At 72.7% G+C, this 26,250-nt stretch carries 17 protein-coding genes; 12 read left to right on the top strand and 5 right to left on the bottom strand.

The features are described 5' to 3' along the window. Together ACFWY5_RS01480 and ACFWY5_RS01475 are read right to left on the bottom strand one after the other, a co-directional pair. Positions 1 to 2,367, bottom strand: a complete 2,367-nt coding sequence (locus tag ACFWY5_RS01480; RefSeq protein ID WP_379612302.1) for a hypothetical protein — start codon at positions 2,365 to 2,367, stop codon at positions 1 to 3. A gap of 24 nt (positions 2,368 to 2,391) precedes the next feature. Beyond that, a complete protein-coding gene (locus ACFWY5_RS01475) occupies positions 2,392 to 2,955 on the bottom strand; it encodes a GNAT family N-acetyltransferase (protein ID WP_379612301.1) in 564 nt (187 codons plus the stop codon). A gap of 105 nt (positions 2,956 to 3,060) precedes the next feature. On the opposite strand from ACFWY5_RS01475, the gene ACFWY5_RS01470 reads away from it, so the two are divergent. The 3 genes from ACFWY5_RS01470 to ACFWY5_RS01460 are packed head-to-tail and all read left to right on the top strand — an operon-like array spanning position 3,061 to position 6,451. Next, positions 3,061 to 4,263 carry an acyl-CoA dehydrogenase family protein gene (locus ACFWY5_RS01470; RefSeq protein WP_379612300.1) on the top strand — a complete coding sequence of 401 codons (1,203 nt, stop codon included), beginning with the start codon at positions 3,061 to 3,063 and terminating at the stop codon, positions 4,261 to 4,263. Beyond that, positions 4,254 to 5,405: an acyl-CoA dehydrogenase family protein gene (locus ACFWY5_RS01465; protein ID WP_379612299.1), complete on the top strand. Its 1,152-nt coding sequence runs from the start codon at positions 4,254 to 4,256 to the stop codon at positions 5,403 to 5,405. The genes ACFWY5_RS01470 and ACFWY5_RS01465 overlap by 10 nt, the downstream gene beginning before the upstream one ends. Beyond that, entirely contained in the window at positions 5,402 to 6,451 is a 1,050-nt protein-coding gene (locus tag ACFWY5_RS01460; RefSeq protein ID WP_379630261.1) for an acyl-CoA dehydrogenase family protein, read from the top strand. Before ACFWY5_RS01465 ends, ACFWY5_RS01460 begins: the two co-directional genes overlap by 4 nt. Here ACFWY5_RS01460 and ACFWY5_RS01455 read toward each other — a convergent pair. Both ACFWY5_RS01455 and ACFWY5_RS01450 read right to left on the bottom strand, forming a co-directional pair. Then, positions 6,431 to 9,769 carry a protein kinase gene (locus ACFWY5_RS01455; protein ID WP_379630260.1) on the bottom strand — a complete coding sequence of 1,113 codons (3,339 nt, stop codon included), beginning with the start codon at positions 9,767 to 9,769 and terminating at the stop codon, positions 6,431 to 6,433. The two genes, ACFWY5_RS01460 and ACFWY5_RS01455, sit on opposite strands and share 21 nt — an antisense overlap. Positions 9,770 to 9,818: 49 nt before the next feature. After that, positions 9,819 to 10,412 carry a TetR/AcrR family transcriptional regulator gene (locus tag ACFWY5_RS01450; protein WP_379612296.1) on the bottom strand — a complete coding sequence of 198 codons (594 nt, stop codon included), beginning with the start codon at positions 10,410 to 10,412 and terminating at the stop codon, positions 9,819 to 9,821. 154 nt (positions 10,413 to 10,566) lie between these two features. Between ACFWY5_RS01450 and ACFWY5_RS01445 the strand changes: the two genes are divergently transcribed. The 5 genes from ACFWY5_RS01445 (at position 10,567) to ACFWY5_RS01425 (ending at position 19,302) form a co-directional block, all read left to right on the top strand. After that, the gene (locus ACFWY5_RS01445) at positions 10,567 to 11,331 is read left to right on the top strand and encodes a nuclease-related domain-containing protein (RefSeq protein ID WP_379612294.1); all 765 of its coding nucleotides are present in this window, start codon (positions 10,567 to 10,569) and stop codon (positions 11,329 to 11,331) included. Positions 11,332 to 11,461: 130 nt separating this feature from the next. Continuing rightward, positions 11,462 to 12,964 carry a TIGR02677 family protein gene (locus ACFWY5_RS01440; RefSeq protein ID WP_379630259.1) on the top strand — a complete coding sequence of 501 codons (1,503 nt, stop codon included), beginning with the start codon at positions 11,462 to 11,464 and terminating at the stop codon, positions 12,962 to 12,964. Then, positions 12,961 to 14,091, top strand: a complete 1,131-nt coding sequence (locus ACFWY5_RS01435) for a TIGR02678 family protein (protein ID WP_379630258.1) — start codon at positions 12,961 to 12,963, stop codon at positions 14,089 to 14,091. Before ACFWY5_RS01440 ends, ACFWY5_RS01435 begins: the two co-directional genes overlap by 4 nt. Continuing rightward, on the top strand, positions 14,091 to 18,092 hold the full coding sequence (locus tag ACFWY5_RS01430; RefSeq protein WP_379630257.1) for a TIGR02680 family protein: 4,002 nt from the start codon (positions 14,091 to 14,093) through the stop codon (positions 18,090 to 18,092). The genes ACFWY5_RS01435 and ACFWY5_RS01430 overlap by 1 nt, the downstream gene beginning before the upstream one ends. After that, positions 18,085 to 19,302 (top strand): TIGR02679 family protein, encoded by a 1,218-nt coding sequence (locus ACFWY5_RS01425; protein WP_379630256.1) that lies wholly within the window; start codon positions 18,085 to 18,087, stop codon positions 19,300 to 19,302. Before ACFWY5_RS01430 ends, ACFWY5_RS01425 begins: the two co-directional genes overlap by 8 nt. On the opposite strand, the gene ACFWY5_RS01420 is transcribed toward ACFWY5_RS01425, so the two are convergent. Next, positions 19,278 to 22,364, bottom strand: coding sequence for a bifunctional cytochrome P450/NADPH--P450 reductase (locus ACFWY5_RS01420; protein WP_379630255.1), 3,087 nt, complete (start codon positions 22,362 to 22,364; stop codon positions 19,278 to 19,280). The genes ACFWY5_RS01425 and ACFWY5_RS01420 overlap by 25 nt on opposite strands. Positions 22,365 to 22,418: 54 nt before the next feature. Here ACFWY5_RS01420 and ACFWY5_RS01415 point away from each other — a divergent pair, with 54 nt between their 5' ends. The 4 genes from ACFWY5_RS01415 to ACFWY5_RS01400 all read left to right on the top strand — a co-directional run bounded on the left by ACFWY5_RS01415 (position 22,419) and on the right by ACFWY5_RS01400 (position 26,106). Continuing rightward, on the top strand, positions 22,419 to 22,967 hold the full coding sequence (locus ACFWY5_RS01415) for a TetR/AcrR family transcriptional regulator (protein WP_379612288.1): 549 nt from the start codon (positions 22,419 to 22,421) through the stop codon (positions 22,965 to 22,967). A gap of 10 nt (positions 22,968 to 22,977) precedes the next feature. Next, complete coding sequence (locus ACFWY5_RS01410) at positions 22,978 to 23,811, top strand: DUF72 domain-containing protein (RefSeq protein WP_379630254.1); 834 nt, start codon at positions 22,978 to 22,980, stop codon at positions 23,809 to 23,811. Positions 23,812 to 23,897: 86 nt separating this feature from the next. Continuing rightward, positions 23,898 to 25,637: an alpha/beta hydrolase gene (locus ACFWY5_RS01405; protein WP_379630253.1), complete on the top strand. Its 1,740-nt coding sequence runs from the start codon at positions 23,898 to 23,900 to the stop codon at positions 25,635 to 25,637. 55 nt (positions 25,638 to 25,692) lie between these two features. Next, the gene (locus ACFWY5_RS01400; RefSeq protein ID WP_379630252.1) at positions 25,693 to 26,106 is read left to right on the top strand and encodes a hypothetical protein; all 414 of its coding nucleotides are present in this window, start codon (positions 25,693 to 25,695) and stop codon (positions 26,104 to 26,106) included. Positions 26,107 to 26,250 lie beyond the last annotated feature (144 nt).

The following is a 26,250-nucleotide window of genomic DNA, read 5'->3' as shown; positions in this document are numbered from 1 at the left end:
TCAACGCGGGCCGGTGCGCGGCGGCCGGCACAGGCCGCGGAAGGGCAGTTCGGGCAGGTGCTGGGCCCACTCCTCCCGGCTGAGCCCGCCCGAGTCGGCGCAGATCGCCTCGGCCGACCTGGCCGCGGCCACCGGGGCGGCCCGGCGCCCGCCGTCGGCGGCGATCGACAGCACCGTCCCGCGCCCGGCCAGCACCCAGATGCCCGCGCTCGACTGATCGAAGACCGCCTGCACCGGCCGGTCCCCACCGGCCAGCGGCACCTGCCGGTCCACCGTGAGCGTGCCGCTCGCCACCCGCCAGACCCGCACCCGGTCGCTGTCGGTCCCGGCCAGGTACTTGCCGTCGGGGCTGAAGCGCAGCGTGCCCGACGCGGGCTGCAGCGGCGTCGACAGCGTCGGCACCCCGGTCAGGTCGTAGAGCTGCACCCCGTCCTCGCCGGCGATGGCCACCCGCGAGCCGTCGGGGCCGAAGGCGGTGTAGTCGGGCGGCATCCGCTCCAGCCACGGCGCGGGGGTGACCCGGCCCGTGTGCAGGTCGTCGATCACCGAGCGGCGGCCGTCGAACTCCAGCACCCGCCGGTCGTCCGGCCCCACCACCACGAACCGGCCGGCGAACGCCTCCTCGTCCAGGCCGAGGTTCCAGGCCCACCGCTCGCCGTACTCGCTGCCCTCGGCGAACAGGAAGGCACCTCCCGGGCTGAACCACGCCGCGTGCCGGCCCGGCTGGCTGAGCCCCCGGGCGAACCTCACCTTGACCCCACCTTGCAACGTCGTGTCCCAGAAGTAAGTGCGTTCGATGCCGACGAGCGCGAGGTCACGTTCCAGCGACGACCAGGCGATGGCCCGGATCTTCTCCGGCGGGCCGGGCGTGGTGGCGAGCTGCTCACCGGTGAGGGTGTCGAAGATCCGCAGCACGCCGTCGGTCAGGGCGGCCAGCTTCCTGCCGTCGGCGCTCAGCGTGTGCAGCGACCGCTCGGTCGCCGTCGGGTCGGTGAAGGAACCGCTCACCGGGTCGGTGTCGGACTTGGCGAGCTGCCGCTCCGCCTCCGGCACCGGCGCCAGGGCCCAGGAGGTGAAGCTCAGCTTGCGGGCCAGCACCGGGTCGCTCGGCCTGATCGTCTCCGCCCTGGTGGCCGCGACCCTGGCCATCGCCTCGTCGACCTGGCCCTGGGCGGTGCCGTACTGCCAGATCGCGACCGCGAGCACCGCGACCGCCACCGACGCCGCCACGATCCAGCGGCGCCGGCCCCTGCGCCGTCCCGACGTCAGCCCCGCGTCGAGGAAGGCCTGCTCGTCGCCGCCCAGCGTGACGTGCCGCCGCCCGGTGGCCGCCCAGGCCAGCGCCCGGTCGAGCGTGCCGTCGTGGAACAGGTCGGCCTCGCGCCGTCCGCCGCTCTCCCACCGCCGCGCCGCCCGAGCCAGCTCCCGGTGTACGGCCAGCCCGTCGCGCTCGGCGTCGAGCCATTCGTGCAGCCTCGGCCACGCCCGCAGGAGCGCCCCGCAGCCCATGGTCACGCTCTCGTCGTCGCGGGCCAGGAGCCCGGCCTCGCCGTACACCTCAAGCACGCGCTCGATCGCGGCGGCCTGCTCCGGCGTGCGCCCGGCCACGAGCTCGGCCCGCCGGACGGTCACGCGGGTGTCGTCGCCGCGCTCGTCCATGCCCACCAGGCGCAGCAGCACCTCGGGGACGAGTTCCTGCTCGGCCCGGCTGAGCGCGGCGTAGAGCCGCTCGGCGCGGGTTCCGAGCGGCAGGTCGTGCACCGGCTCGGGCGGGAGTAATCGGCCCTGCTGCGACTGCGGCTGGTCCAGCAGCGACATGAGCAGTTGCCTGGCGCCGGGGCGGCGTTCGGGGTCGGCATGGAGGGCGGCGGTGACCAGGTCGGCCAGCGCGAGGTCCAGCTCGGCCAGGCCGCCCGCGGCGAAGGCGAGCAGCCGGCCCCAGGCGCGTACGTCGTCGGCGGGCCCGCACGCGTCTCCGGTGCCGAGGCCGACCAGGCGGGGGCCCGCGTCGGTGAGCAGGACGGCGCCCGGGTCGAGCGCGCCGTGGACGGCGCCGGCCTCGTGGATGGCGGCCAGTGCGGTGGCCGTGGCGGCGGCCAGGCGGTAGAGGTCGTCGGCGGAGTAGGGGCCCCGGGTCTCGACGGCCTGGCGCAGGCTGTGTCCCTCGACGTACTCGCTGATCAGGTAGGTGGCGGCGACCTCGACGACGGCGGCGACGTGCAGGCTCTTCACGCGTCGCAGCGGCTCGGTGTCCTCCGGCGGGACGCACTGGGTCAGGGCACGGCGCAGCCCCGACTCGTCGTAGGCCTCAACGGTGCGCCCACCGAGCCGGATGCCCAGCCAGTAGTCCCCCAGCCGATCATCCATCAGGGATTAGACGCCGCCTTTCGGCTAACGGTTCAGGCGAGCCCGGTGCTCGGGCCACTCCTCTTCGAGGATGCCGAAATAGGCGGAATCGCGCCAGGTGCCGTCGGGGCGTCTGCGGTGCCGGCGCAGGGTTCCCTCGTGGACGCCGCCGATGCGGGCGACCGCCGCCTTTGAGCGTTCGTTGAGGTCGTCGGTCTTGAACATCACCCGGTTGTAGCCGAGGGAGAAGGCGTGGTCGATCAGGAGGATCTTGCAGTTGGTGTTGACCCCGGTACGCCAGGCGGCGCGGCCGTACCAGGTCCAGCCGATCTCGATGCTCTCGTCGAACCCGGGCACGTCCGCGTAGGTCGTCTGGCCGATGGCGCGGCCCCGGTGAATCACGGCGAACGAGACGTGGTTGGCGGTGACGCCCTTGACGATCCGGGCCAGCTCCTCCTTGGTGCGCGGGGTGGGCGCGGGCATCCAGCGCCAGACCTCGTCGTCGTCGCCTCCGGCGGCGAACAGGTCGGGGACGTGGTCGAGGGTGAGCGGTTCGAGCCGGACGACGTCGTTCTCGAGCACGGTGGGAGCGGGCATGCGCGCGGTCATGCGGCTCAGCTTAGAGGGCGGGTTGACCTGGGTTTATGGCCACCTGCGGGGAAATGTGGGAGACCACTGTGGACGGTCATACCGACCGGTCGGTAAGGTCGCGCTATGGACTTCGCCTTCGACAGCGTCACCGAGGACCTGCGCGAGCGCCTGCTCCGCTTCATGGACGAATGTGTCTATCCGGCCGAGGCAGCCTTCGAGGAACAGGCCGCGGAGAGCGGCTGGAGCGCGCCCCCGCTCCTGGCCGACCTCAAGGACGAGGCCAGGAAACGCGGGTTGTGGAACCTGTTCCTGCCCGGGGACCACGGCGCGGGGCTGACGAACCTCCAGTACGCCCCGCTGGCGGAGATCATGGGCAGGTCACCGGCCATCGCGCCGGTGGCCACCAACTGCGCCGCGCCCGACACGGGCAACATGGAGGTCCTCTCCATGTTCGGCAGCGAGTGGCAGCGCAAGGAGTGGCTGCGGCCCCTGCTGGACGGCGAGATCCGCTCCGCGTTCGCGATGACCGAGCCCGACGTGGCCTCCTCCGACGCCACCAACATCGCGACCTCGATCACCCGCGACGGCGGCGAGTACGTCATCAACGGCCGCAAGTGGTTCATCTCCGGCGCCATGAACCCCAACTGCAAGATCTTCATCGTCATGGGCAAGACGGACCCCGAGGCGCCCTCACACCGCCAGCAGAGCATGATCCTGGTCCCGCGCGACACCCCCGGCCTGCACATCAAGCGCGGCATGCACGTCTTCGGCTACACCGACGCCGACCACGGCGGCCACGCCGAGATGGTCTTCGAGGACGTCAGGGTGCCCGCCGAGAACCTCGTCGGCGAGGAGGGCGGCGGCTTCGCGGTCGCCCAGGCCCGCCTCGGCCCCGGCCGCATCCACCACTGCATGCGCCTGATCGGCATGGCCGAGCGGGCCGTGGAGATGATGTGCAAGCGGGCGCTGGCCCGCACCACCTTCGGCAAGCCCGTCGCCCAGCAGGGTGTGGTCCAGGACTGGATCGCCGAGTCCCGCATCAAGATCGAGCAGCTGCGGCTGCTGGTGCTGAAGACCGCCTGGCTCATGGACACCGTCGGCAACCGCGGCGCCCACACCGAGATCCAGGCCATCAAGATCTCCACGCCGATCACCGTGGAGTGGATCCTCGACAAGGCCATCCAGGTCCACGGCGCGGGCGGCGTCTCCCAGGACTTCCCGCTGGCCGGCCTGTGGGCGGGCGCCCGCTCGCTCAGGTTCGCCGACGGGCCGGACGAGGTGCACAAACGTTCTCTTGCCTACCGGGAGCTGAAGAAGTGGATGTAAGGGACAGGATCGCCGGCCTGCTCGCCTCGGCCGACCCCGCCGACCAGGTGGGCTTCCTGCGGGCCCGTTTCGACGCCGGGCTGGCGTGGGTGCACTTCCCCGAAGGGCTCGGCGGCCTCGGCGCGCCCCGCGACCTGCAGCAGGTCGTGGAGAAGGAGCTCGCCCACACCCCGCAGCCCAACCTCGGCCTGCAGGCCATCGGCCTCGGCATGGCCGCGCCGACGATCCTCGCCTTCGGCACCCGGGAGCAGAAGGAACGGTTCCTGCGCCCCCTCTACACCGGCGAGGAGATCTGGTGCCAGCTCTTCTCCGAGCCCGGCGCCGGATCCGACCTGGCCACCCTCGCCACCCGCGCGGTACGCGACGGCGACGAATGGGTCGTCGACGGCCAGAAGGTATGGACCTCGGGAGCCCACCACGCCCGCTGGGCCATCCTCGTCACCCGCACCGACCCGGACGTGCCCAAGCACCGCGGCATGACCTACTTCGTCTGCGACATGAGCGCCCCCGGCGTCGAGGTACGCCCGCTGCGCCAGATCACCGGCGAGGCCGAGTTCAACGAGGTCTTCCTCACCGGCGTGCGCCTGTCCGACGACCTGCGGCTCGGCGAGGTCGGCGACGGCTGGCGGGTCGCCCAGACCACGCTCATGAACGAGCGCGTCGCCATCGGCGGCACCCCGGGCCGCCGGGGCGGCGGCATGATCGGCGTCGTCTCCGACACCTGGCGCTCCAACCCCGGCCTGCGCACCCCCGAACTCCACCAGCGCCTGCTCCAGCTCTGGGTCGAGTCCGAGGTGACCCGCCTGTCCGCGGTACGGCTGCGCGAACAACTGGCCGCCGGCCAGCCCGGCCCCGAAGGCTCCGGCATGAAGCTCTCCTTCGCCAAGCTCAACCAGGAGCTCACCGGCCTGGACCTGGAGCTGCGCCGCGACCTCGGCTACGACGACTGGTCGTTCCGCCGCTCCGAGGACGTCGACATGCTCGGCCGCGGCCCCGGCTACCGCTACCTGCGCGCCAAGGGCAACTCCATCGAGGGCGGCACCTCGGAGATCCTGCGCAACATCGTCTCCGAACGCGTGCTCGGCCTGCCCTCGGAACCCCGCATCGACAAGGACGTGCCCTGGAAGGACCTGCCGCGGTGACCACTCTGCTGTACACGGAGGTCGAGGAGGAGCTGCGGGCCGCCGTCCGCGCGCTGCTGACCGACCGCTGCCCGCCCTCGGCGGTGCTGAAGCGCGTGGAGTCCCCCGCGCCCTACGACCTCGACCTGTGGAAGACGCTCTCCCGCGAGATCGGCGTCGCGAGCCTGCTCGTCCCCGAGTCCTACGGCGGCGCCGGCGCCTCGGCCACCGAGGTGGCCGTCGTCCTGGAGGAACTGGGCAGGGCGGTGGCGCCGGTGCCGTTCTTCACCAGTTCGGTCCTGGCCACCAAGGCCGCGCTGGACACGGGGGCCGTCGGCCTGCTCGGCGAACTGGCCTCCGGCGACACGACCGCCGCGCTCGCCGTCCCCTTCACCGCGACCCCCTACCGCCGGGCCGCCGCCACCGTGGAGGTGTCCGGCGCGACCCTCACCGGCACGGTCGCGGACGTGGCGGGCGCCGAGGCGGCCGACGTGCTGCTGGTACCGGCCGGTGACGCGCTCTACCTGGTCGAGGCCGGGCACGCGGAAGTCACCACGCGCCCCTCGCTCGACCTGACCAGGCCCGTCGCCACCGTCACCTTCTCCGGGGCCGCCGCCGCGCGCCTCGGGGCCTGCGACGTGGCCGAGGTCCTGCGGTTCGGGGCCGGGCTGCTGGCCTCGGAACAGCTCGGCGTGGCCGAGTGGTGCCTGGAGACCACGCTGGCCTACGTCCGCGAACGCCACCAGTTCGCCCGGCCGATCGGCTCCTTCCAGGCGATCAAGCACCGGCTGGCCGACCTCTGGCTGGACGTGGTCCGTGCCAGGGCCGCCGCGCGCAACGCCGCCGCCGACGGCTCCGGCCTGGCGGTCGCGGTGGCCCAGGCGTGGAACGCGGGCGTGGCCGTACATGTGGCGGAGGAGGCGGTGCAGTTGCACGGCGGGATCGGGATGACCTGGGAGCATCCCCTCCACCTCTACCTGAAGCGCGCGAAGGCCGCCGAGATCGCGCTCGGCACGCCCGGCGACCATCGCGCGGCGCTGGCGGAGCTAGCAGATCTTCCTGGGTGACAGGCCCGGCAGATACCGCGCCCAGGCGGCCGGCGACAGCTCGCCGTCCTGGGCGCAGATGCCGCGCAGCGCCCGTTCCGGGTCCACGGCGATCGTTCGCCGCTGCCCGTCGGCGCCGACCGCCAGGACGTCGGCGCCCTGGGCCAGGACGGGCTCGGCGACCTCCACCGGCTGGCCGAGCCTGGCGCCGGTCCGTACCTCCCAGAGCGTCAGCCCCTCCTGCCCGGCGGCGGCCAGCACGGCGCCGTCCCGCGAGAACATCAGCGCCCGCACCCGCTTCCCGGTCGCCAGCGGCGGGCCGAGCGGGGCGCGCAGGCCGGTGTCCCAGAGCGTGACGTGGCCGAGCGTGTTGCCGGTCGCCGCCATCCTGCCGTCGGCGCTGAAGGCGACCACCCCGGCGGCCTTGCCGTTGGCGTTGGGCACCGACGGCGCGGCGGTCAGCGGGTCCACGGTGTAGACGCGCTCGTCGTCGTACGCGACCAGCAGCAGCCCGTCGGGCCGCCAGGCCAGTCCGGGCCCGCTCACCCCCGCCACGCGGCGTACCTGCCCGGCGGCGTGCAGTTCGACCCAGTCCTTCGAGGCCACGGCCAGCGTCCTGCCGTCGGGGGAGAAGGCCAGGCCCGCGACCGGGGAGGAGCTCAGCGTGCTGGTCCTGCTGCTCTCGGCCAGGTCCCAGATGTCCACGGACGGCTGGCCCGGGGTAGCCACGGCCAGGCGCCCGCCGTCCCAGCTGAAGGTCATGAGGGTGGCGGTGCTCGGCAGGGTGGCGGTGAGCCTGCCCGAGTCCCAGAGCGTGATCGTGGTTCCGTCGGCCACGGCCAGGATCCGGCCGTCCCTGCTCAGGGTGCGCGTTCCGGGGCCGAAGGGCGGCTGCGCGGTGGCCGGGACCGTGTAGGTCCGCACCCGGCCGCCCGCGCCGGCGTACCGCACCCCGGACGGCCCGACCACCGGTGCCCGGTCCGTGGCCTCGCGTCCCTGCGGCGAGTCGCGGAGGTGCAGCATGCGCTGCCAGGTTCCGGTCCGCCAGACGGTGACGCCCTCCTGGCCGCCCTGGGCGAGCAGCCGGCCGTCGGGGGAGTAGGACAGGGACGAGGCGGCGGGACCGGTGCTCGCCAGCGTCCGGCCGCTGGACAGGTCATGGACGCGGGTGCCCGAAGGGCCCGACAGGACGACCGTGGCGCCGTCGGGGCCGAGCGCCCCGGTCGTGACGGCGTCCCGGAGCGCGGCCAGCCATGGGAGGTCGAGTTTGCCGCCGCCCTCCCAGATCTCCGGCGGCCTGGGCGCGACCACGTCACTGGCGACCGAGGTGGCCAGCACCCGCCGCCCGTCCGTGCTCAACTTGCTCATCGGCCGCGCCGTCACCTGCCCGCCGTCCGTCCGCCACAACACCCCCAAGCCCGACTTGTCGGTCGTGGACAGCGTCTCGCCCTGATACGACAGCGCCAGCGCCGCCTTCACCGGCAACGAGCGCAGCAGGATGCCGGAACGTGTGTCGAACACCCGCACGTCACCCGTCGTGGCGACGGCCAGGGTGGTGCCCGCCGGGTTCAGCGCCGCCAGCCGCGCCGAACGCCCCGCGCCCCTGATCTCCATCAGCAACGTCTTGGCCACCGGGTCCCACACCCGCGCCGTACCCCCGCGCACCGCCACGAGCCAGCGCCCCGCCTGGTCGAAGGTATACACGGAGTCGGCACCGGCGTCCGGGTCGGCGAACACGTCACGCACGGGGTCCGTCGCCGCCGCCATCAGCGCCGAGCGCGCCTCCGGCACGGGCGCCAGCCGCCACGCCGCCGCGCTCAACTGCCGCGCCGTGATCGGGTCGGTGGTCCGCAGCGTCCCCGCCGTCCCGGCCAGTGCCTTGGCCGTCGTCTCGGAGAGCGCCCGCGTCGCCGTACCGGCCTGCCAGAAGGCCACGCCCGCTACGGCCAGCGCCGCCGCGAGCAGGACCGCGAGCACGCCCGCCGCCACCCCCCGCCGCCGCGCCCTGACCCCGGCCAGCCGCGTCCCGGCCGCGACGAACTCCTGTTCGGTACGGCTCAGCGCCACCATCCGCCGCCCACCGGCGGCCCAGCCCAGGACGGTGTTCAGCCGCTCACCCTGCGGCAGATCCGCCGCCCGCCGCCCCTTCCGCTGCCAGGCCTCGGCCGCCTCGGCCAGCGACCGCCGGACGACCAGCTCACCCCGCTCACCCTCCAGCCACTCACGCAGCCGCGGCCAGGCCCGCAACAACGCCGAGTGCGCCAGCACCACACCCCCGCCATCCCCTCCCGGCAGTCCCGGCTGGCCCGCGCCGTTCGGCCCTTCCGGCCCTCTCGGCTTGCTCGCGTCATCCGGCCGTTCCGCGGCACTCGGCTCTCCCTCGCCGCTCGGCTCCCCTTTGCCGGGCTTTCCACCTCGGCTGCCAGGGGTCGGCGGTCGGGTGTGGAGGAGACCGGCGTCGGTGTACCTCTGGATGACCAGGGCGGCGGCAGGCCCGACGAGCGGGCTGGTGTCGGAGCCGTCGGGGGTCCGGCCGGTCAGGTGGAGGAAGACCGCGGGGGCGGCGTCCTGTTCCGCCCGGCTCAGGCCGGCGTACACCTGCTCCGCCAGCTCTCCCAGCGACGGCTCCGGCGCGTCGGTGCGCAGGCCGCGGGCGGTCCCGGCGCCCTCGGCCAGCGGGTCGCCCGAGCTGTCCAGCAGCTTCAGCAGCAGGTCGCGGGCGGACGGCCGCCGGTCGGGGTCCTCGTCGAGCGCCTGCGCCACCAGGTCACGCAGCGGCGGCTCCAGCGCCGCCCCGGAGCCGGTCTCCTCACCGGTGGCGGCGAACAGCGTCAGGCGCCCCCACGCGTACACGTCGGCCTCGGGCGTCTGGTCCTCGGTCCCGGAGGGCCGGCCCGTGGAAGGGGGCAGGCCGAAGTCGATCACCTTGGGGCCGTCGGGGCCGAGCAGGACGTTGTCCGGCGTGAGATCCCGGTGCGCCACCCCGGCCTCGTGGATCGCGGTGAGCGCGGTGGCCGCGCCGGTGGCCAGGCGGTGCAGGTCCCCGCCCTGGTACGGGCCGGACTCGCCGACCTTCACCCGCAGGCTCGGCCCGGCCACGAACTCGCTCACCACGTACGGCGTGCCCCCGTCCACCCCGGCGTCCAGCACCCGGGACACGCAGAAGGGCCGGACCCGCCGGGCCGCCTCGACCTCACGCTGGTCCGGCGCGGTGTGCAGTGCCTTGAGCGCGTACCGCTCGCCGTCGTCGTCGTAGGCCTCGTAGACCACACCCTGGCCGCCGCTGCCCAGGCGTCCGGCTATCCAGTAGCCGCCGAGGTGTTCGGGATCCGTCTTCACAAAGACTTAGATGATGCGCAAAATCCGGCGGTTGTCCATGGGTAGGGGGTCACGGCTTGAGGGAGGTCAGGAGGAGCTCGGCGAACTGGCGGCCCACTTCGCCCCCCGACAGCGGCCCGTCGGTGTGGTACCAGCTGCCCAGGTGGTGCACCGAGCCGAAGAAGAAGTCGACGACGATCTCGGCCTGGATGTCCTCGCGGAAGACGCCTTCGCGCTGCCCCTCGGTGACGAGGTCCCGGAAACGCTCGTGGTAGCGTCGGCGCTCGGCCCGCACGCTCTTCTGCGTCTCCGGGGCCAGCAGGTGCATCGACCGGAAGAAGATCTTGGAATCGTCGAGGTTGGCCGTGGTGGTCTCGACCACGTCGGCGGCGGCGTCGCGCAGCCGTTCCCTGACCGGGCGGCGTTCGTCGGCGATCTGCGTCAGCCGTTCCATCTGCATCCGCAGGACCCGCGCGTAGATCTCATGCAGCAGGTCATCCTTGGAGTCAAAGTAGTGGTACATGGCGCCCTTGGTCACTCCGGCGGCGGCCACGATCTCCTGCACCGAGGTGCCCTCGAACCCGCGCTCGGCGAACAGCCTCGTCGCCTCGCTGAGCAGCCGCCGGCGCACCGGCTCATCCTTCCCCGTCACGAACCCCAGCATACCGACTGGTCGGTTGAGCGTCTTGCGCGTGATTCGCGGTGCTATTTCCCTCACCTTAGGGTGGCCTTTGTTTGATATTGGGTATCACGTGACGTGGCGAGGGATCTCCGGCGTGGCAGATCCAAGTATTTCCTAGCAACTCGGGGAGTTTGCCGTGCCTGGTGGCTCGATCTATGTGCAGCAGGACCCGAAGTTCACGGGGTCGTCGCCCCAGTGGTACTACGAGAAGTTCTGGAGGGAGGACACCAGAAACCGTCGTCGCAACCGTGCGATCAAGGCCGCCGTGGGCTTCGCGGCCGGCCTGGCTCTGGCGATCCGCTTCGACCTGCCGTTCCCCGCGCTCTACGCGCTGGGCCTGGCCGGCATCGTGGCGGGCGCCGACTGGTACTGGTACTGGGCGCAGTTCCGCGCCACCGCGGTCTGGCGAGGACGCCGCCGCGGTGAGGCGATCACCGGCAAGACACTGCGCCGCGCGCTGACCAAGCAGGGTTACCGCGTGCTGGACGGCCGCGCGATCCGCGGCCAGGCCTCCATCGATCATCTGGTCATCGGCCCCGGCGGTGTCTGGATCATCGACAACGAGTCCTGGAGCCCGGACACCGAGATCGCCTCCTACGGCGGCCGGCTGTTCTTCGGCGAGAAGTTCGGCACCAAGGTCGCCAAGGGCCTGGTGGAGACCGGCCACGCGTTCGCCGAGCTCCTCACCAAGGAGACCGGCATCCCGGTCACGATCACCCCGATGGTCGCGGTGCACTGCGGGATGATGCCGAGAGGCGGCCTGCTCACGGCCGAGGGTCTCACCCTCCTCAAGCCGCACCTGGCGCCCCGCATGATCCGGGCGACCTCGTCCGCGGCGCTGAGCACCACGCAGGTGGAACTCCTGGCCCGCATCGCCGCCCGGGAACTCCACCGCATGTGAGCACGTGGGCGCCGTCCGCCGGCGGCGCTTCGCTCGGCCGGTCCATAGCACGGAGTGCGGTTGATCGCATGATGGATACGGTGCGGGTCAATCAGGGTGACACCCGATCGGAATTGTTCACACTAGACATATGGCTCCCGCTCCTCAGCAACCGCAGGCGTTCGCTCACCTGAGCGCGCCCAACGCCGCGTTCTACCGGGAGATCCTGGTGGCGTTCGCGCGGGCGAAGGAGCGGTTCGTGGTCCACCTGCGGCCGGAGGAGGTCGCGGCGGAGCTACGGCGCGACAGCGACGACCAGCTCGCCCAGGCGCTCAAGCGGCTCGTCGACTGGGGCAACCTGCGCTCCGACGCCGACACCGGCAGGGTCTCCTCGGTCGAGGACTTCCACCGCAAACGGCTGCTGTTCCAGCTGACCGCCGCCGGCCAGGCCGCCGAGCAGGCCATCGCCTTCTACGAGGAGGCGATCGGCCGGCGGGGACAACTCCAGGCGGTGGCGCTCGGCGACATCGCCGACCAGCTCCAGGCCCTGGTCACGCTGAGCGGGCAGGACGACCCCGACCCGGCGGGCGTCCACCTGATCCTGATCTCTCTGGCCGAGCGGTTCGCGTCGCTGGCCGACAACGCGCGGGCGTTCATGGCGTCGCTGCGGCGCGCGATCGACTTCGCCGACGGCGACGTGGACGGCTTCATCGCCTACAAGGAGCGGTTGATCGACTACATCAACCGCTTCATCGCCGAGCTGGCCAACTCCGGGGCCCGCATCGCCCGGCTGCTGCTCGAACTGGAGGAACTGGGCCAGCACGGGCTGCTGGAGACGGCCGCGCGGCGCGAGGCCGCCGACGCGGTGCCGGACGGCGCCGACGCCGCGGCCGAGTACGCCAAGGTGCTGGCCGGCTGGGAGAACAAATGGCGTGGCCTGCGCGACTGGTTCGTCTCGCGCGACGTCGGCCACCCGTCACAGGCCCGGCTGCTGCGGCAGTCGGCGGTCACCGCGATCAAGCAGCTCATCGACACCGTCGGCCTGCTCAACGAGCGGCGATCCGGCCGATCGGACCGCTCGGCCGACTTCAGGACGCTGGCCAAGTGGTTCGCCGACGCGCCGGACGAGGCCGCGATGCACCGGCTCTGGCGGGCCGCGTTCGGGCTGGCCCCGGCCCGGCATCTGACGATCCCGCCGCAGGAGATCGCCGACGTCCCCGCCTCCACCCCGTGGGCGCAGGCGCCGCCGATCCGGATCTCGCCGCAGCTTCGCCGTACCGGATCCTATGAACGGCGCGGCAGGCCCAACAAGGTGGCCGACCGCTCGCAGGCCCGCCGGGTTCTGCTGGAGCGGGCCGAGCGGGAGGCGGCGCAGACGGCGCGGGCGCGCGAGCGGCTGCGCACGGACGGGCCGGTACTGCTGTCGCGGCTGGGCGTGCTGGACCCGATGGCCTTCCGGCTGTTCCTGGGGCTGCTCGGGGACGCGCTGTCGGCCCGCGGGCCGCACGACACGGAGGTGAAGACCACCACCGGCGACGGTTCGATGGAGGTACGGCTCACGCTGGTGCCGGACGGCGGGATGGTCGCGATCGAGACCGAGGACGGGGTGCTGACCGGCCCCGAGCACGTGATCGAGATCACGGTGGTCGCGTGACCCCCGAGGAGGAGCTGGCCCAGTGCCAGGCGGCGCTGCGCGCCCTGCTGATGAGCCCGCTGCTGCGCGACCCCGAGAAGCTCGTGCTGGTCCGGCGGCACGCCGCCGAGCTGCGCGACTGGCTGACCAGGGAGACCGGCTGGCGGCTCGTCGTGGACGCGGAGTCGGCCCGGTTGTTCAAGGCGGTACCCGACACCCTGGACGCGACCCGTCCCGCGCTCGGCCGGGCGGGCGAGCCGTTCGGGCGGCGGCGTTATGTAGTGCTCTGCCTGGCGCTGTCGGTGCTCGAACGGGCCGACGCGCAGACCACGCTGGGCAAGCTGGCCGAGGAGGTGCTGGACGCGGGCGCCGAGCACGCCTTCACGCTCGGCAGCAGGGCCGAGCGCGGGGACCTGGTGGCGGTGGTCCGTACGCTGCTCGGCTGGGGAGTTCTCGACCGGGTCTCGGGTGATGAGGAGGCGTACCTGGCCGAGACCGGCGACGTGCTCTACGACGTACGGCGCAAGGTGCTGGCCGGGCTGCTCACCGGGCTGCGCGGGCCGTCCACGATCACCGCCGAGTCCTTCGAGGAACGGCTGGCCGAGCTGACGGCCGAGCCGTACGCCGACACCGACGACCTGCGCAACCAGGCGATACGCCGCCGCCTGACCAGGTGGCTGCTGGACGATCCGGTCCTGTACTTCAAGGATCTGGGGGCGGACGAGCTGGCGTACCTGACCTCGCAGCGGCACGCCGTCATCCGCAGGATCGAGCAGGCCACGGGCCTGGTCGCCGAGGTCAGGGCGGAGGGCATCGCCATGGTCGACCCCGACGACGAGCTGACCGACGTACGGCTGCCCGAGCAGCGCACCGACGGCCACGTCACCTTGCTGGTCGCCGAGCGCCTGGCCGCGCTGGGCAGCGCCTCGACCGAGGAGCTCAGGGCGTTCGTCCGGCATGCGGCGGCCGAGCACACCTCCTTCTGGCGCAAGGGCGTCACCGATCCGGGCGCGGAGGACGGCCTGCTGGCGGTGGCGCTCGGCAAGCTCACCGCCCTGCGCCTGGCGCACGTGGAGGGGAGCCGGGTCACCGGCCTGCCGGCCATCTCCCGCTACGCGCTCGATCCGCCTACGGTCAAAGGAAACTGATGCTGCCCACCCCCGGCGCGGAGCGCTGGAAGCCGCTGCGCGCGGGCCTGGTCGACATGTTCTACTACGACGTCGAGGAGTTCCATTTCCACGACGGCCGCCTGCTGCTGCGCGGCAACAACGGCACCGGCAAGTCGAAGGTGCTCGCGCTCACCCTGCCCTTCCTGCTGGACGGCGAGCTGACCTCGCACCGGGTCGAGCCGGACGGCGACCGGCAGAAGCGCATGGAGTGGAACCTGCTGCTCGGCGGGAAACATCCGCATCCTGAGCGGCTCGGCTACACGTGGCTGGAGTTCGGCCGCCGCGCCGCCGACGGCGGCCAGGAGTTCCGCACGATCGGCTGCGGGCTGAAGGCGGTGCGAGACCGGGGCGTGGTCAGGCACTGGTTCTTCGTCACCCCGCAGCGCGTCGGAGCGGGACTGAGCCTGATCTCACCCACCGGCGTGGCGCTGACCAGGGAGAACCTGCGCGAGGCCGTGGACGGCCACGGCATGGTCTACGACCGGGCGGCCGACTACCGGCGCGCGGTGGACGAGGCGCTGTTCTGGCTGGGCGAGCACCGCTACGAGGCGCTGGTCAACCTGCTGATCCAGCTCCGCCAGCCGCAGCTGTCGAAGCGGCCGGACGAGAAGCTGCTGTCCAGGGCCCTCACCGAGGCGCTGCCCCCGCTCAGCTCCACGCTGCTGGCCACGGTCGCCGACGCCTTCCGCGGCCTGGACGAGGAACGCGACGCGCTGCGCGGCCTGGACGAGGCGCGCAAGGCCGCGGCCGGCTTCCTGGACCACTACCGCGCGTACGCGGCCACGGCCACCAAGCGGAAGGCGGCCGGGCCCAGGCTCACGCAGAGCCGCTACGAGCAGCTCGGCCGCGACCTGGCCGAGGCGGAGCTGCGCCAGTCGAAGGCGGAAGCCGAGCTGGAGTCGGTCGACGACCTGCTCAGCGAGCTGGCCACGGAGAAGAACCTGCTCGACGCCCGCCGTACGGCGCTGCAGCAGAGCCCGGAGATGCGTGACGCGGAGCGGCTGGACCAGACGCGCGAGGAGGCGGGCCGACTGGCCGAGCACGCCCAGCGCACCGGCAAGGAACTGAGCCGCGCCGACGGCGAGACCGGGCGGCTGGCCCGCCGGGCCGAGACCGCGCGCGAGAAGGCCGCGCGGGCGCAGGAGGAGCACGACACGATCCACCACGCGGCGGCGGACGCGGCGGGCCGGGCCGGGGTCGAGCTGTCCGAGTCCCGGCGCGAGGCCGAGAACGCCGTCGTCCGCCAGGAGCACGCGATCGCCCAGCTTGAGCGGCTGCTGCGGGCGGTGGCCGACGCCGCCGCCGGTGTCACGACGGCCAGGGCCGAGGTCGACCGGCTGACCGGTGAGCTCACCGAGGCCGCGGAGGCGATCGCGCTGGCCGGGCAGGTGGCCGGGGATCGGGCCGCCGAGCTGCTGGACTCCTTCACCGGCTACCTCACCGGGCTGAGCGAGCTGTGGGTGGCCGACCGGGACGGCGTGCTGGCCGTACTCCGGGACTGGGCGGAGAACGCGGCGGGACCCAACCCCGCGGCCGCCGCCGTGGACGACGCGCTGAGACAGGCCACGGCGGCGCTCGCCCGGCGCGAGACGGAGCTGGACGCCGAGCTCGCCGCCGCCCGGCTGGCCGCCGACGAGCTGGCCGTGGAGATCGCCCGGCTGGAGGCGGGCGGCCACGACGCGCCGCCCGCCCCGCACACCCGCGCCCCTCGCGGCGACACCCGGCCGGGCGCGCCGCTGTGGAAGGTCGTGGACTTCGCCGACGGGGTGCCCGCCGATCACCGCGCCGGTCTCGAGGCTGCCCTGGAGGCCTCGGGCCTGCTGGACGCGTGGCTGACCCCGCAGGCCGAGCTGATACTCGGCGACACGGTGATCCTGCGCGGCAGGGTGACCGGGCCGTCCTGCGCCAACGTGCTGCGCCCCGCGATCGACCGCGCCGACCCGCAGGCCGCCGCGCTCGACGACGCGATCGTGCTCTCCGTGCTGGCCGGGATCGGGCTCGGGCCCGGCTCGCCGACCTGGATCGCCACCGACGGCCGCTGGGTCAACGGCCTGCTGGCCGGCGCCTGGCACAAGTCCGGCGCCGACCACAACGGCGAGGGCGCGCGCGAGTCCGCCCGCCGCGCCCGCCTGGCCGCGCTCGCCCGGGAACTCGCCGACGCCACGCTGCGCGCCGACGACCTCGACCGCGACAAGCAGGATCTCGCGGTACGGCAGGCCGTCCTGGCCGCCGAGCACCGCGCCCTCCCCTCCGACGCCCCGGTCCGCGAGGCCCACGTGAAGCTGGCCGGAGCCCACGAGCACCGCAGGACGATTCACGAGCGCCACCAGCGCGCCGTCGGCGTGATGAACACCCGGCAGGCCGAGCTCGACGCGGCCCAGGTCAGGGCGGCCGAGTTCGCCGGTGACGTGGGCCTGCCGGCCGAGCACGGGCCGCTGGGGGAGATCAGGGCTTCGCTGGCGGAGTACCGGCTGGAGCTGGCCAGGTTGTGGCCGGCCGTACACGCGCTGAACTCGGCCCGCGAGGACGAGCGTGAGGCCGCGCAGGAGGTCGCGCTCGCGGCCGAGCGGCTGGCCGAGGCGGCGCAGCTGGCCGCGGAGGCGGGGGAGCGGGCACGGGCGGCGGCCGAGGTGTACCGCTCGCTCGCCGAGACGGCGGGCGCGGCGGTGGAGGAGCTGTTCCGCCGCCTGGAGGAGGTACGGCAGGAGCTGCGCGGGCGCGACCGTGCCGAGAACGACGCCCGCGCCAGGCAGCAGCGGCTGGCGACCGAACGCGGCAAGGCAGAAGGTGTGCGCGAACGGCTGGCCGGCGAGATCGTCGAGGCCACGCGCGCCAGGGACGAGGCGGTGCGCGACTTCCGCGCGTTCGCCGCGACCGGCCTGCTCAAGGTCGCGCTGCCCGGCCGCGACATGCCGGACCCGGCCACCGCCTGGTCGGCCACGCCCACGGTCGTCCTCGCGCGGGCGGTCAACGCCGACCTGGAGGCGGTCGACGACGGCGACGGCCCGTGGGAACGCGTGCAGCGCAAGGTCGCCGACGAGCACAAGCTCCTGTCCGACGCGATGGCCAGGCAGGGCCACTCGGCGGGGCTGACCGTCACGGAAGGCGTCATGATCGTCGACGTGACGTTCCAGGGCCGGGCCCGCGACATCCCCGACCTGGTGGCCGCGCTGGCGGAGGAGACGGCCGGCCGCGCCCGGCTGCTGTCGGCCAAGGAGCGCGAGCTGCTGGAGAACCACCTGCTCAACGAGGTCGCCGGAACGCTGCACGAGCTCATCGCGGCGGCCGAGACCGAGGTCGGCAGCATGAACGAGGAACTCCAGTCGCGCCCCACCTCCACCGGCATGCGGCTGCGCCTGGTGTGGAAGACCGCGAAGAACGCCCCGGAAGGCCTCGACCGCGTCCGCGGCAAGCTGCGCCAGACCGTCGACGCGTGGTCGCAGGACGACCGGACGGCGGTCGGCTCCTTCCTGCAGGAACGCATCGCCAGGGAGCACGCCGACAACCCGGCGGCGGGCTGGATCGAGGCGCTGACCAGGGCCCTGGACTACCGGGTGTGGCACGAGTTCGCCATCCAGCGGCTCCAGGAGGGCCAGTGGCGGCCCGCCACCGGTCCCGCCTCGGGCGGCGAGCGGGTGCTGGCCGCCTCGGTGCCGCTGTTCGCCGCCGCGTCCGCGCACTACAAGTCGGCGGGCAACCCGCACGCGCCGCGCCTGGTCGCGCTCGACGAGGCGTTCGCCGGGGTGGACGACGACTCGCGGGCCAAGTGCCTCGGCCTGCTGGCCACCTTCGACATGGACGTGGTGATGACCAGCGAGCGCGAGTGGGGCTGCTACCCGCAGGTGCCCGGCTTGGCCATCGCCCAGCTGTCGCGGCACGACGGCATCGACGCGGTCCTGGTCACACCGTGGCGCTGGGACGGCAGGGAGCGCCGCCGGGTCGAACGCCCTTCACCGGGAGGAGGCCTGGCCGATGAGTGACCGGCTCGCGCGGCTTCTGGGCGGGGACGAGCTGGCGTGGCTGGTGGACCGGGCGCGTACCCGCCTGGAACGCGGCAGGCCGCTGACCGGCTCGGTCTCGCTGGCGGGCGCGACGCACGGCCAGCGGCGGGCGGCCGAGACGCTGCTCGGCCGCCGGGCCGGGAGCGGGGCCTCGCTGTCGGTGTCGCTGGAGGAGGTCGACCGGGTGCTGCGGGCCAGCGGCGCCTGCGACGGCCTCGCCGAGGCGGTCGCGCTCCTGCGCGGCCCGATCCGCGACCTGACCGCCCTGGCCGCCGACCGCGACACCGCCTGGCGCACCGCGTTCGCGGTCTTGGACACGCACCTCGCCAGGCGCGCCGGGGACGGGCAGGATCTCGCGGGGTGGCGGGGCTGGCTGGACTCCTCCGGTCTGGTACGCAGGCTCGCGCCCGAACCCGCCGACGCCGGGTCGCTGCTGGACCGGCTCGTCGCGGTGCTGGCGCGGCTGCCGTCCACGGGCGTGCCGATCGGCCGGCTGGCCGCCGAGACCTGCGGCGACGCGCACGCGCTCGACGACGGCCGCCCGGTGGCGACCCTGGCCCTGTCGGCGGCCCGCGCCCTGGCCGGTCTGCCGTACGCGGCCGAAGGCGGCGCCGATGCCAGGCGGGCGGCCTGGGCGGCGGTCGGGGTGCACCTGGACGAGCTGTCGTCGCTGGTCCTGAGCCTTGGCCTGCCCGGCGACCCCACGCCGGGCGAGCCGCACGTGCGCACGCTGCGCCAGCTCCGCCGCGCGGACCCGATCGCCGCGGGCCTGGTGCGCCTGTGCGAGAACCCGGTCGTGGTGGCCGCCGCCGCGGACGACCTCGGCGCCGCCTGCCCGCCCCTGGTCTGCGTGAACGGCCGGCCGTCCGCGGCCGTCTGGCGGCTGCTCGGCCTGCTGGCCGCCGGGGGATCGTCGTTCGCCTACCACGGCGACTTCGACTGGGGCGGCGTCGCGATCGCCGCGGCCGTCCACGAGCGCGTGGGGTTCACGCCGTGGCGATACGACGCCGCGTCCTATCGGCGGGCGGCCGGTGACGCCCCGCTGGCAGGACGCGCCGTGCCCACGCCCTGGGACCCGCCGCTGTCGGAGGCGATGCGGCGGCGGGCGGTCCGCGTGGAGGAGGAGCTGGTCCTGTCCGAGCTGCTGAGCGACCTGGCCGCGCCTCAGGCGAAGACGTCCTGCTGGTAGCGGCCCGCGGCGTCGAGCGCCGCCAGCCACTCCTCGCCCGGCCGCCCGGTCTTGCCGTGGTGGATGGCGAGGAAGGCCTGCCGTACGGCGGGGGCCATGCGCAGCCCGTCGCCGCAGACGTACACGTGGGCGCCCCGCTCCAGCAGCTCCCACACCCGGTCGGCCTGCTCGGCCAGCGCGTCCTGGACGAGGCGGCCGTCGCGCGCGGAGAAGGCGACGTGCGCGTCCGGCGCCCACGCCGCCACGTCCGCGCGGTAGAGCCAGTCGTGCTCCGGATGGCGGCAGCCGGTGAACACCAGGGCGGGCCCGGTGGCGCCCCGCAGCGCCCGGTCCTCCAGGAAGCCGCGCAGCGGGGCGAACCCGGTCCCGGGACCGACCATGATCACCGGCGTCGCCGGGTCGGCGGGCAGCCGGAACGGCGGGGCGGGCACGCGGACGTAGCCGTAGAACACCTCGCCCTCCGCCAGCCCCGCCAGGTACGCCGAGGCCATCCCCCGATACTCGCCCGTCCCCGACCAGGCCGCGCCCTCCACCAGCCCGACCGTGATCCGGATGCGCCCGGGGTCGGCCAGCGGCGAGGACGAGGCGGAGTAGTAGCGCGGCTTGATCGGCCCCGCCAGCTCCAGGAACACGGGCAGCGGCAGCTCGATCGCGGGGAAGCGGTCGAGCAGGGCCAGCACCGAGACGCGCTTGGCCAGGATCTCGTCGGCGTAGCCCTCGGTCAGCTCCCCGAGCTGCCGGGTGGTCCAGGGGCAGGCGGTGTGCGCGGCCAGCATGGACAGGTCCGCGCGGGTGGCCACCTGCTGCAGTTCCACGAAGTCGGTCAGCAGAAGGCCGGCGGTGACCGGGGTGTCCAGGGGGAGATGGGTGGCGCCCTGGGCGCGCAGCCGTACCACCTGGTCGCGGGGGACGCGCAGCACACGCAGCGCCCACTCCACCAGCTCGGGGTCGTTCTTGGCGAAGACCGCCAGGTGGTCGCCGGCGGCGTAGGCGACGCCTTCCGGCAGTTCGGCCACGATCGAGCGCACGCCCGCCCGCGGCGCCTCCTTCGAGAAGTCCCACAGCCCTGACGGGTCGCCGGTCAGCTCCTCGTTGGAGACCACCCGCAGCGGCACCGCCCGCTCGGACACGACCGCGGGCCGTACCTCGGCCTCGGTCAGGACCTCCATCTCGTAGCGCGGCCCCGCCGCCTCCGCCGAGGCCGCGTACTCCTCGGCGAGCGCCGCCCACAACCGCGCCGTCCACGCCGAGACGTCCCCGTCGAAGTCGCCGTCCGCGTCCGCCTCACCCCTTTCGATCAGGGGTACGGCTCCCGCCGCCACCAGCTTGTCGAACGCCCGGCGGGGGAAGTCCTGGTAGGTGGGCCACTGGGTGTTGCCGCAGCCGAGCACGGCCAGCCGTACGCCGGAAAGGTCGGGAAGTTCTTCCAGCGCGTCGAAGCGCTGGGCGTTGTCGGGCGCGCGGCCGTTGTAGGAGGAGGTGACGACCAGCAGCAGGCCGTCGGCGGGCGGCCGCAGGTCGTCGAGCGTGGTCAGCGTGGTGGCGAAGCCGGCCCGGCCGGCCCGCTCGGCCAGGCGTTCGGCGAGGTCGGAACAGGTGCCGAGGTTGGAGCCGTAGGCCACCGTGAGCGGGGTGCCGGTGACGGCGAGATCCTGCTGCTGTTCGTGCTGTTCGGGGACCGGCTCCTGGGCGGCGCCGCGCTCGTGGGGGCGGCGCTCGCGGACCCGTACCGTGAAGCCGTCCGGCTTGAGGGTGAGGGTCTGCTTGGTCTTGATCTTGTAGGCGGTGGGGTCGGAGACGGCGAACCGGCGCAGGACCATCGCGAGCGCGAGGCGGGCCTCGGTGAGGGCGAACTGGCGGCCGATGCAGGCACGCTCGCCGTTGCCGAACGGTTTGTACGCCGATTTATGATGATTTTTACGGTTTTCGGGGAGCCAGCGGTCGATGTCGAACTCCTCCGGCCGGTCCCAGGCCTTCGGGCTGCGGTGCAGCGACGGCAGCACGACGACCGCCTGCTGGCCGGCGCGTACCGGATAGGAACCGCCGATCACCGTGTCCTCGAACGCCGACACCGAGAAGGCGGGGATCGGCGACCACACGCGCAGCGTCTCCTCCAGTACGCGCGAGATCACGTCCAGCTTCATGATCGTCTCGTAGGTCGGCGGGGTGTCGCCGGGCATCAGGGCGTCGACCTCGGCGTAGGCCCTGGCCAGAGTGTGCGGGTCGCGCAGCAGGTTGTACAGGGCGAAGGAGAGCAGGCCGCTGGTCGTCTCGTGCCCGGCGATGAGGAAGGTGATGACCTGGTCGCGGATGTTCGCATCCGACAGCCGCTCGCCGGTGCGCGGGTCGGTCGCCTCCATCATCAGGCCGAGCAGGTCGGAGGCGCCTGACGGCCGCGCGGTGCGCTGCTCGATCACCTCCTCGACCAGAGCCCGCATCGTCTGGATGTCGCGCTCGTAGGCCTCCTGGCGCTTGCGCAGCATCTTGGTGACCACGGGCGGCTGGCGCAGGCGCAGCATCGCCTCGGTCAGCGCCGAGCCCATCGCGCGCAGGAACGGGTGCAGCTCGGGCTGGTCGAAGGAGCGGAAGCGGTAGCCGAAACCGGTCAGCGAGATCGTGTCCAGGGTCAGCCTGGTCATGTCGTCGGACACGGGCAGGTCCTGCCCCTGACGGGCGGCCCAGGAGTCGATCAGCTGGTCGGCGACCTCCAGCATCTGCGGGAAGTAGGCGCGCATCGAGCGCTGGCTGAAGGCGGGCATCAGGATGCGGTGCGCGTGGCCCCAGACGGGCTCGTCGTGCCGGGCGGTGAACAGGGCGTCGCCGCCCAGGTCGCGCAGGAAGGACAGCGGCGGCTGGATGCCCTTGTGGAAACGGCTCTCGTCGCAGAGTTCCTCGACGAGGTCGGGGTCGTAGACGAACAGGACGTCGCTGCCGAGCAGGTTCAGCCGGAACAGGCCCTCCTCGTAACGGGCGGCCAGCTCGTCGAAATAGGCGGCCGGCGAGTGGGCCGGCACCTGAAGCATGTTGCCGAGCAGGGGCAGACCAGGCGGTGAGGGGATCATGGGTACTCCAATGGGTCAGCCATACACCGTATGGCGGACGCTACCATACGGCGTATGGCAGTGAGCGCGCGGAGGGGTGCCCCTCTGACTCCGGAAGAGATCTACGCCGCGGCGTGGCGGCTGATCGACGCGGGCGGCGTGGAAGGGCTGTCCATGCGCAAGCTCGCCGCCGAACTGGACGTCAACCCCATGTCGGTCTACCACCACGTCGAGAACAAGACCGCCCTGCTCCACGAGCTCTGCCTCAGGGCCGCCGGCCGGCTCGCGATCCCCCCCGACGACGGCTCGCCGTGGCAGGACCAGATGCGGGCGCTCGGCCACGCCTACCGCGAACTGGCCCGCCGGCAGCCGTCGCTGTGGCGGTACGTGTTCAACCACCCCGAGGTGATGAGCAGGCAGCAGGGCGGATTGTGGGAGGTGCTCGACCGCCTCCTGCGCACGGCCGGAGTCCCGGAGGACGAACTGCCACGGACGGCCGAGATCCTCAGCTCGTTCGTCAGCGGCTTCATCTTCTCCGAGTCGACCGGCGGCGTCCGCCCCGACGCCTTCGACGACGCCGTCACCCTGCTGATCGGCGGCCTGGAAGCGTACCTGGACCGGTAACGTCGCATTCATGGATCTACACGTGGGTTGCGCGATGTGGAGTCATTCCCGCTGGGGGCTTCCGCAGGGCGAGCGGCTCGCCTCCTACGCCTCCCGGTGCAACGCGGTCGAAGGCAACACCACCTTCTACGCCACGCCGTCCCGCGCCACCGTCGAGACCTGGGCGGCTCAGACCCCGGCCGACTTCCGCTTCGTGATCAAACTGCCCAAGACGATCACCCACGAAGGCCGACTCGGTGACGTCGGCGACCAGGTCCGCGCCTTCCTCCACGCGATCGAACCCCTCGGCTCCCGCGCCCACGCCCTGTGGGTGCAGCTGCCCGGCTCCTTCTCCCCGTCCGATCTGGGCGTGCTGGCCACGTTCCTGCGCCGCATGCCCACGGCTTACAACTACGCGGTCGAGGTACGGCACCGAGCCTTCTTCGACCACGCCCCGTCCATCGGGAACCTGGAGCGGCTGCTGGGTGACCTGGACGCCGAATGGGTGCCGTTCGACACCGTCACGCTCTTCGAAAGCCCGCCGTCCAGCGACGCCGAGCGGGACGCGTGGACCAAGAAACCCCGTGTCCCCCGCCGCTCGCACGCCCTCACCGAACGCCCGATCGTCCGCTACCTCGGCCGCGACGACACCGCCAGGACCGTCGAAGGCTGGCGGTTCTGGGTGGAGACGGCCGCGGCCTGGCTGCGCGAAGGGCGATCACCGACGGTCTTCGTCCACACCCCCGACAACGCCGAGGCGCTGACCCTGGCCCGCCGCTTCCACGACGAGGTACGCGCCCAGCTCCCCGGCCTCGCCCCGCTGCCTGAGCCGGTGGCCGACGAGCCGCCGCTCACCCTGTTCTGACCCGATCAGCCTCTTTTCGGGTCAGGCCTGGGCAAGCCGCTGACCGCCTGAGAAAGAGGCGCCGGGCCTGCCATCCTGGGCCGGTCATGGCGGAGTACGCGGCGGCGCTGGCAGCCTTCCAACGAGTGACGGCCCTGGCCATCGAACACCACGCCGCACTGGACACCGCCACCCGGCTGATGCACGCCCACGCCTGGGTCGGGGGCGGCGCCACGGCGTTCACGACCGACCTCACGGGACACCGGACCAGGCTCCAGTCCTCCCTGTCCGCCGCGATGCGCGCTATGGCCGACCTGGTCGTACGGCAGGGCGGCCCGAACCCCGCGATCCCCGCCGTGACCACCTCACCGACCGGCGCGAGCGCCCCGGCAGGCGCGTTCCGTGGAATCGACCCGCAGGCGATGGCCACACTGGCATCGGCCCTGGACCAAGCGGCACACACACTCGCGCCGGCCGGTGCCCGCCTGGGTTCCGAACTGACCGGACACGGCCTGTCCGCCCAGCCGGGCCACACCCTCGGCCAGGTGGCCGGCTGGTCTGCGGAAAGCAGCCGGGACCTGCGACAACGCCTGTCCCGCATCCAGCGATCCGTTCCCTGGAGCACACTTCCCGCCGGCCGGGCGGCGTACGACCTGTTCGGCGCCCATGCGCCGGGCTCCGCTCAGGTCCGCCGGCTCCTGAACCAGATCGCCGCCGGAGACGCCGGGGCAGTCCGCGCGCTGCTGGCCGTACAGGAAAAGGGACAGGACACAAGCCTGGCCGCCCGCGTGAACACCTGGTGGCACACCCTGCCCGAGGACTCCCGCCTGACCACCCTCGCCGGATTCGGCAACCTCAACGGCCTGCCCGCGACCATCCGCGACCAGGCCAACCGCCACTGGCTGAGCGCGGAAAAGGCCCGCCTGACCACAGAACTGGAGAAGACGGCCATCGACCACCCAGAACACCTGGGCACCTGGGAGAAGATCGCCAACCAGCTCCGCCGCCTGAACCTCATCGAACAGGAACTCCAGCCCCGCCCCGGCTACCCGAGCCCGCTGCTGCTCGCCTTCGACCTGACCGGCAACGGCAGGCTGATCATCTCCTGGGGCAACCCCGACACCGCCGACATCACCGTCACCAACGTCTCCGGCCTCACCTCCGGACTGGACGCCGCCCACGGCGACCTGGAACGCGCCCGAGCCCTATGGCGCCAGGCAGCGGTAACCGGCGGCGGAAAATCCATAGCCTCCATCACCTGGCTGGGCTACGACGCACCCCAAATCGACCCCGGACTCTTCGATCCCGGCAAATCCGTAGCCTTCCAAGGCGCCGCCGCGAAGGGCGGCGCCGCCCTGGCCTCCTTCACCGACGGCCTGCGCGCCTCCCACCACCCCTCCAGTACGGCCCGCGCGGTCGTCATCGGCCACAGCTACGGCTCCCTCACCAGCGGCCACGCCGCCACCCTCCGCCCAGGCCGCCTGGCCGACGACCTCATCCTGGTCGGCAGCCCCGGAGTAGGCGTCAACCACGCCAGCGAACTGGGCCTCGACCCGAAACACGTCTGGGTAGGCGAGGCCGGCGGCGACCCGGTAACCACATTGGGCAGCTTCGGGGCGGATCCGGGGGACGATTCGTTCGGCGCCCACCGCTTTCCCGTGGGCCGGGAGGTCTACACAGCCGCTCACAGCAGCTATTGGGACGCCGGATCCACCTCATTGCGCAACATGGGCCGGCTCATCAACGGCCAATACGACCATCTGACAATGCCTCGGCCGGGTAGCGGCCAGCCCCAACTCCTCATGCCTGAGATCGACCCCGCCCTGGCCCGCAAGCCGAACAGGTGACGATGTGCTCCGTGCTCTCCTTGCTCTTTTTCTCCTCCTCTTGACGGGATGCGCCGTGAACAAGCCCACTCTCAGCCAGACACAGGCGATTGCCCTCAACGACAAGCTGATCAACGAGACGGTTCAAGCGGTTACTCCCAAACCTAGGCTGGAGGTGATCGCGTCCTTCAACACGCCAAGTGGTTGCCTGGGCGAAGGTGCCTCCGAAAATCAGATCATCGTGAGCCGCGCATACTGGCTGCGCGATGTTCCGAAAGATCAAAATCTGGCTATTTCTCGGCAGATTCGGGTGTTCTGGCAGTCTCAAGGTCATCGCATCGTATCCATGGGGAGTAACGGCAATCCGGACCTGAGTGGGGAGTCTCAGCCTGACGGCTTCAGGTTGTTCCTTACCTGGGCTGAGGGTGACGATCTCTTTCTCGGTGCATCGTCCACCTGCATCTGGCCCGAAGGAACTCCAGCCCGCTGACCATGACTGATGCCCACGGTGCGGGACATTCATTGCGTGACGAGCTGGACACCACCTGGCAGGGATCGTGCTGCGCGGGGCCGTCTCGGTGCGTATCCCGCTCGGCTCCTAGCGGGCTGGGCTCCCGTACCTTGGTCATGAACG

It is taken from the genome of Nonomuraea sp. NPDC059007 (assembly GCF_042740555.1).
Taxonomy (GTDB): domain Bacteria; phylum Actinomycetota; class Actinomycetes; order Streptosporangiales; family Streptosporangiaceae; genus Nonomuraea.
The sequence above is the reverse complement of the archived record's forward strand: the minus strand, read 5'-3'. Positions and strand labels throughout refer to the sequence as shown.

What these genes read in the sequence shown, in the direction of transcription:
- ACFWY5_RS01410 (WP_379630254.1), top strand. Translation starts at nt 22,978, where the DNA reads ATGGATCTACACGTGGGTTGCGCGATGTGGAGTCATTCCCGCTGGGGG.
- ACFWY5_RS01475 (WP_379612301.1), bottom strand. Translation starts at nt 2,955, where the DNA reads ATGACCGCGCGCATGCCCGCTCCCACCGTGCTCGAGAACGACGTCGTC.
- ACFWY5_RS01480 (WP_379612302.1), bottom strand. Translation starts at nt 2,367, where the DNA reads ATGGATGATCGGCTGGGGGACTACTGGCTGGGCATCCGGCTCGGTGGG.
- ACFWY5_RS01405 (WP_379630253.1), top strand. Translation starts at nt 23,898, where the DNA reads ATGGCGGAGTACGCGGCGGCGCTGGCAGCCTTCCAACGAGTGACGGCC.
- ACFWY5_RS01420 (WP_379630255.1), bottom strand. Translation starts at nt 22,364, where the DNA reads ATGATCCCCTCACCGCCTGGTCTGCCCCTGCTCGGCAACATGCTTCAG.
- ACFWY5_RS01425 (WP_379630256.1), top strand. Translation starts at nt 18,085, where the DNA reads ATGAGTGACCGGCTCGCGCGGCTTCTGGGCGGGGACGAGCTGGCGTGG.
- ACFWY5_RS01430 (WP_379630257.1), top strand. Translation starts at nt 14,091, where the DNA reads ATGCTGCCCACCCCCGGCGCGGAGCGCTGGAAGCCGCTGCGCGCGGGC.
- ACFWY5_RS01450 (WP_379612296.1), bottom strand. Translation starts at nt 10,412, where the DNA reads ATGCTGGGGTTCGTGACGGGGAAGGATGAGCCGGTGCGCCGGCGGCTG.
- ACFWY5_RS01415 (WP_379612288.1), top strand. Translation starts at nt 22,419, where the DNA reads ATGGCAGTGAGCGCGCGGAGGGGTGCCCCTCTGACTCCGGAAGAGATC.
- ACFWY5_RS01470 (WP_379612300.1), top strand. Translation starts at nt 3,061, where the DNA reads ATGGACTTCGCCTTCGACAGCGTCACCGAGGACCTGCGCGAGCGCCTG.
- ACFWY5_RS01440 (WP_379630259.1), top strand. Translation starts at nt 11,462, where the DNA reads ATGGCTCCCGCTCCTCAGCAACCGCAGGCGTTCGCTCACCTGAGCGCG.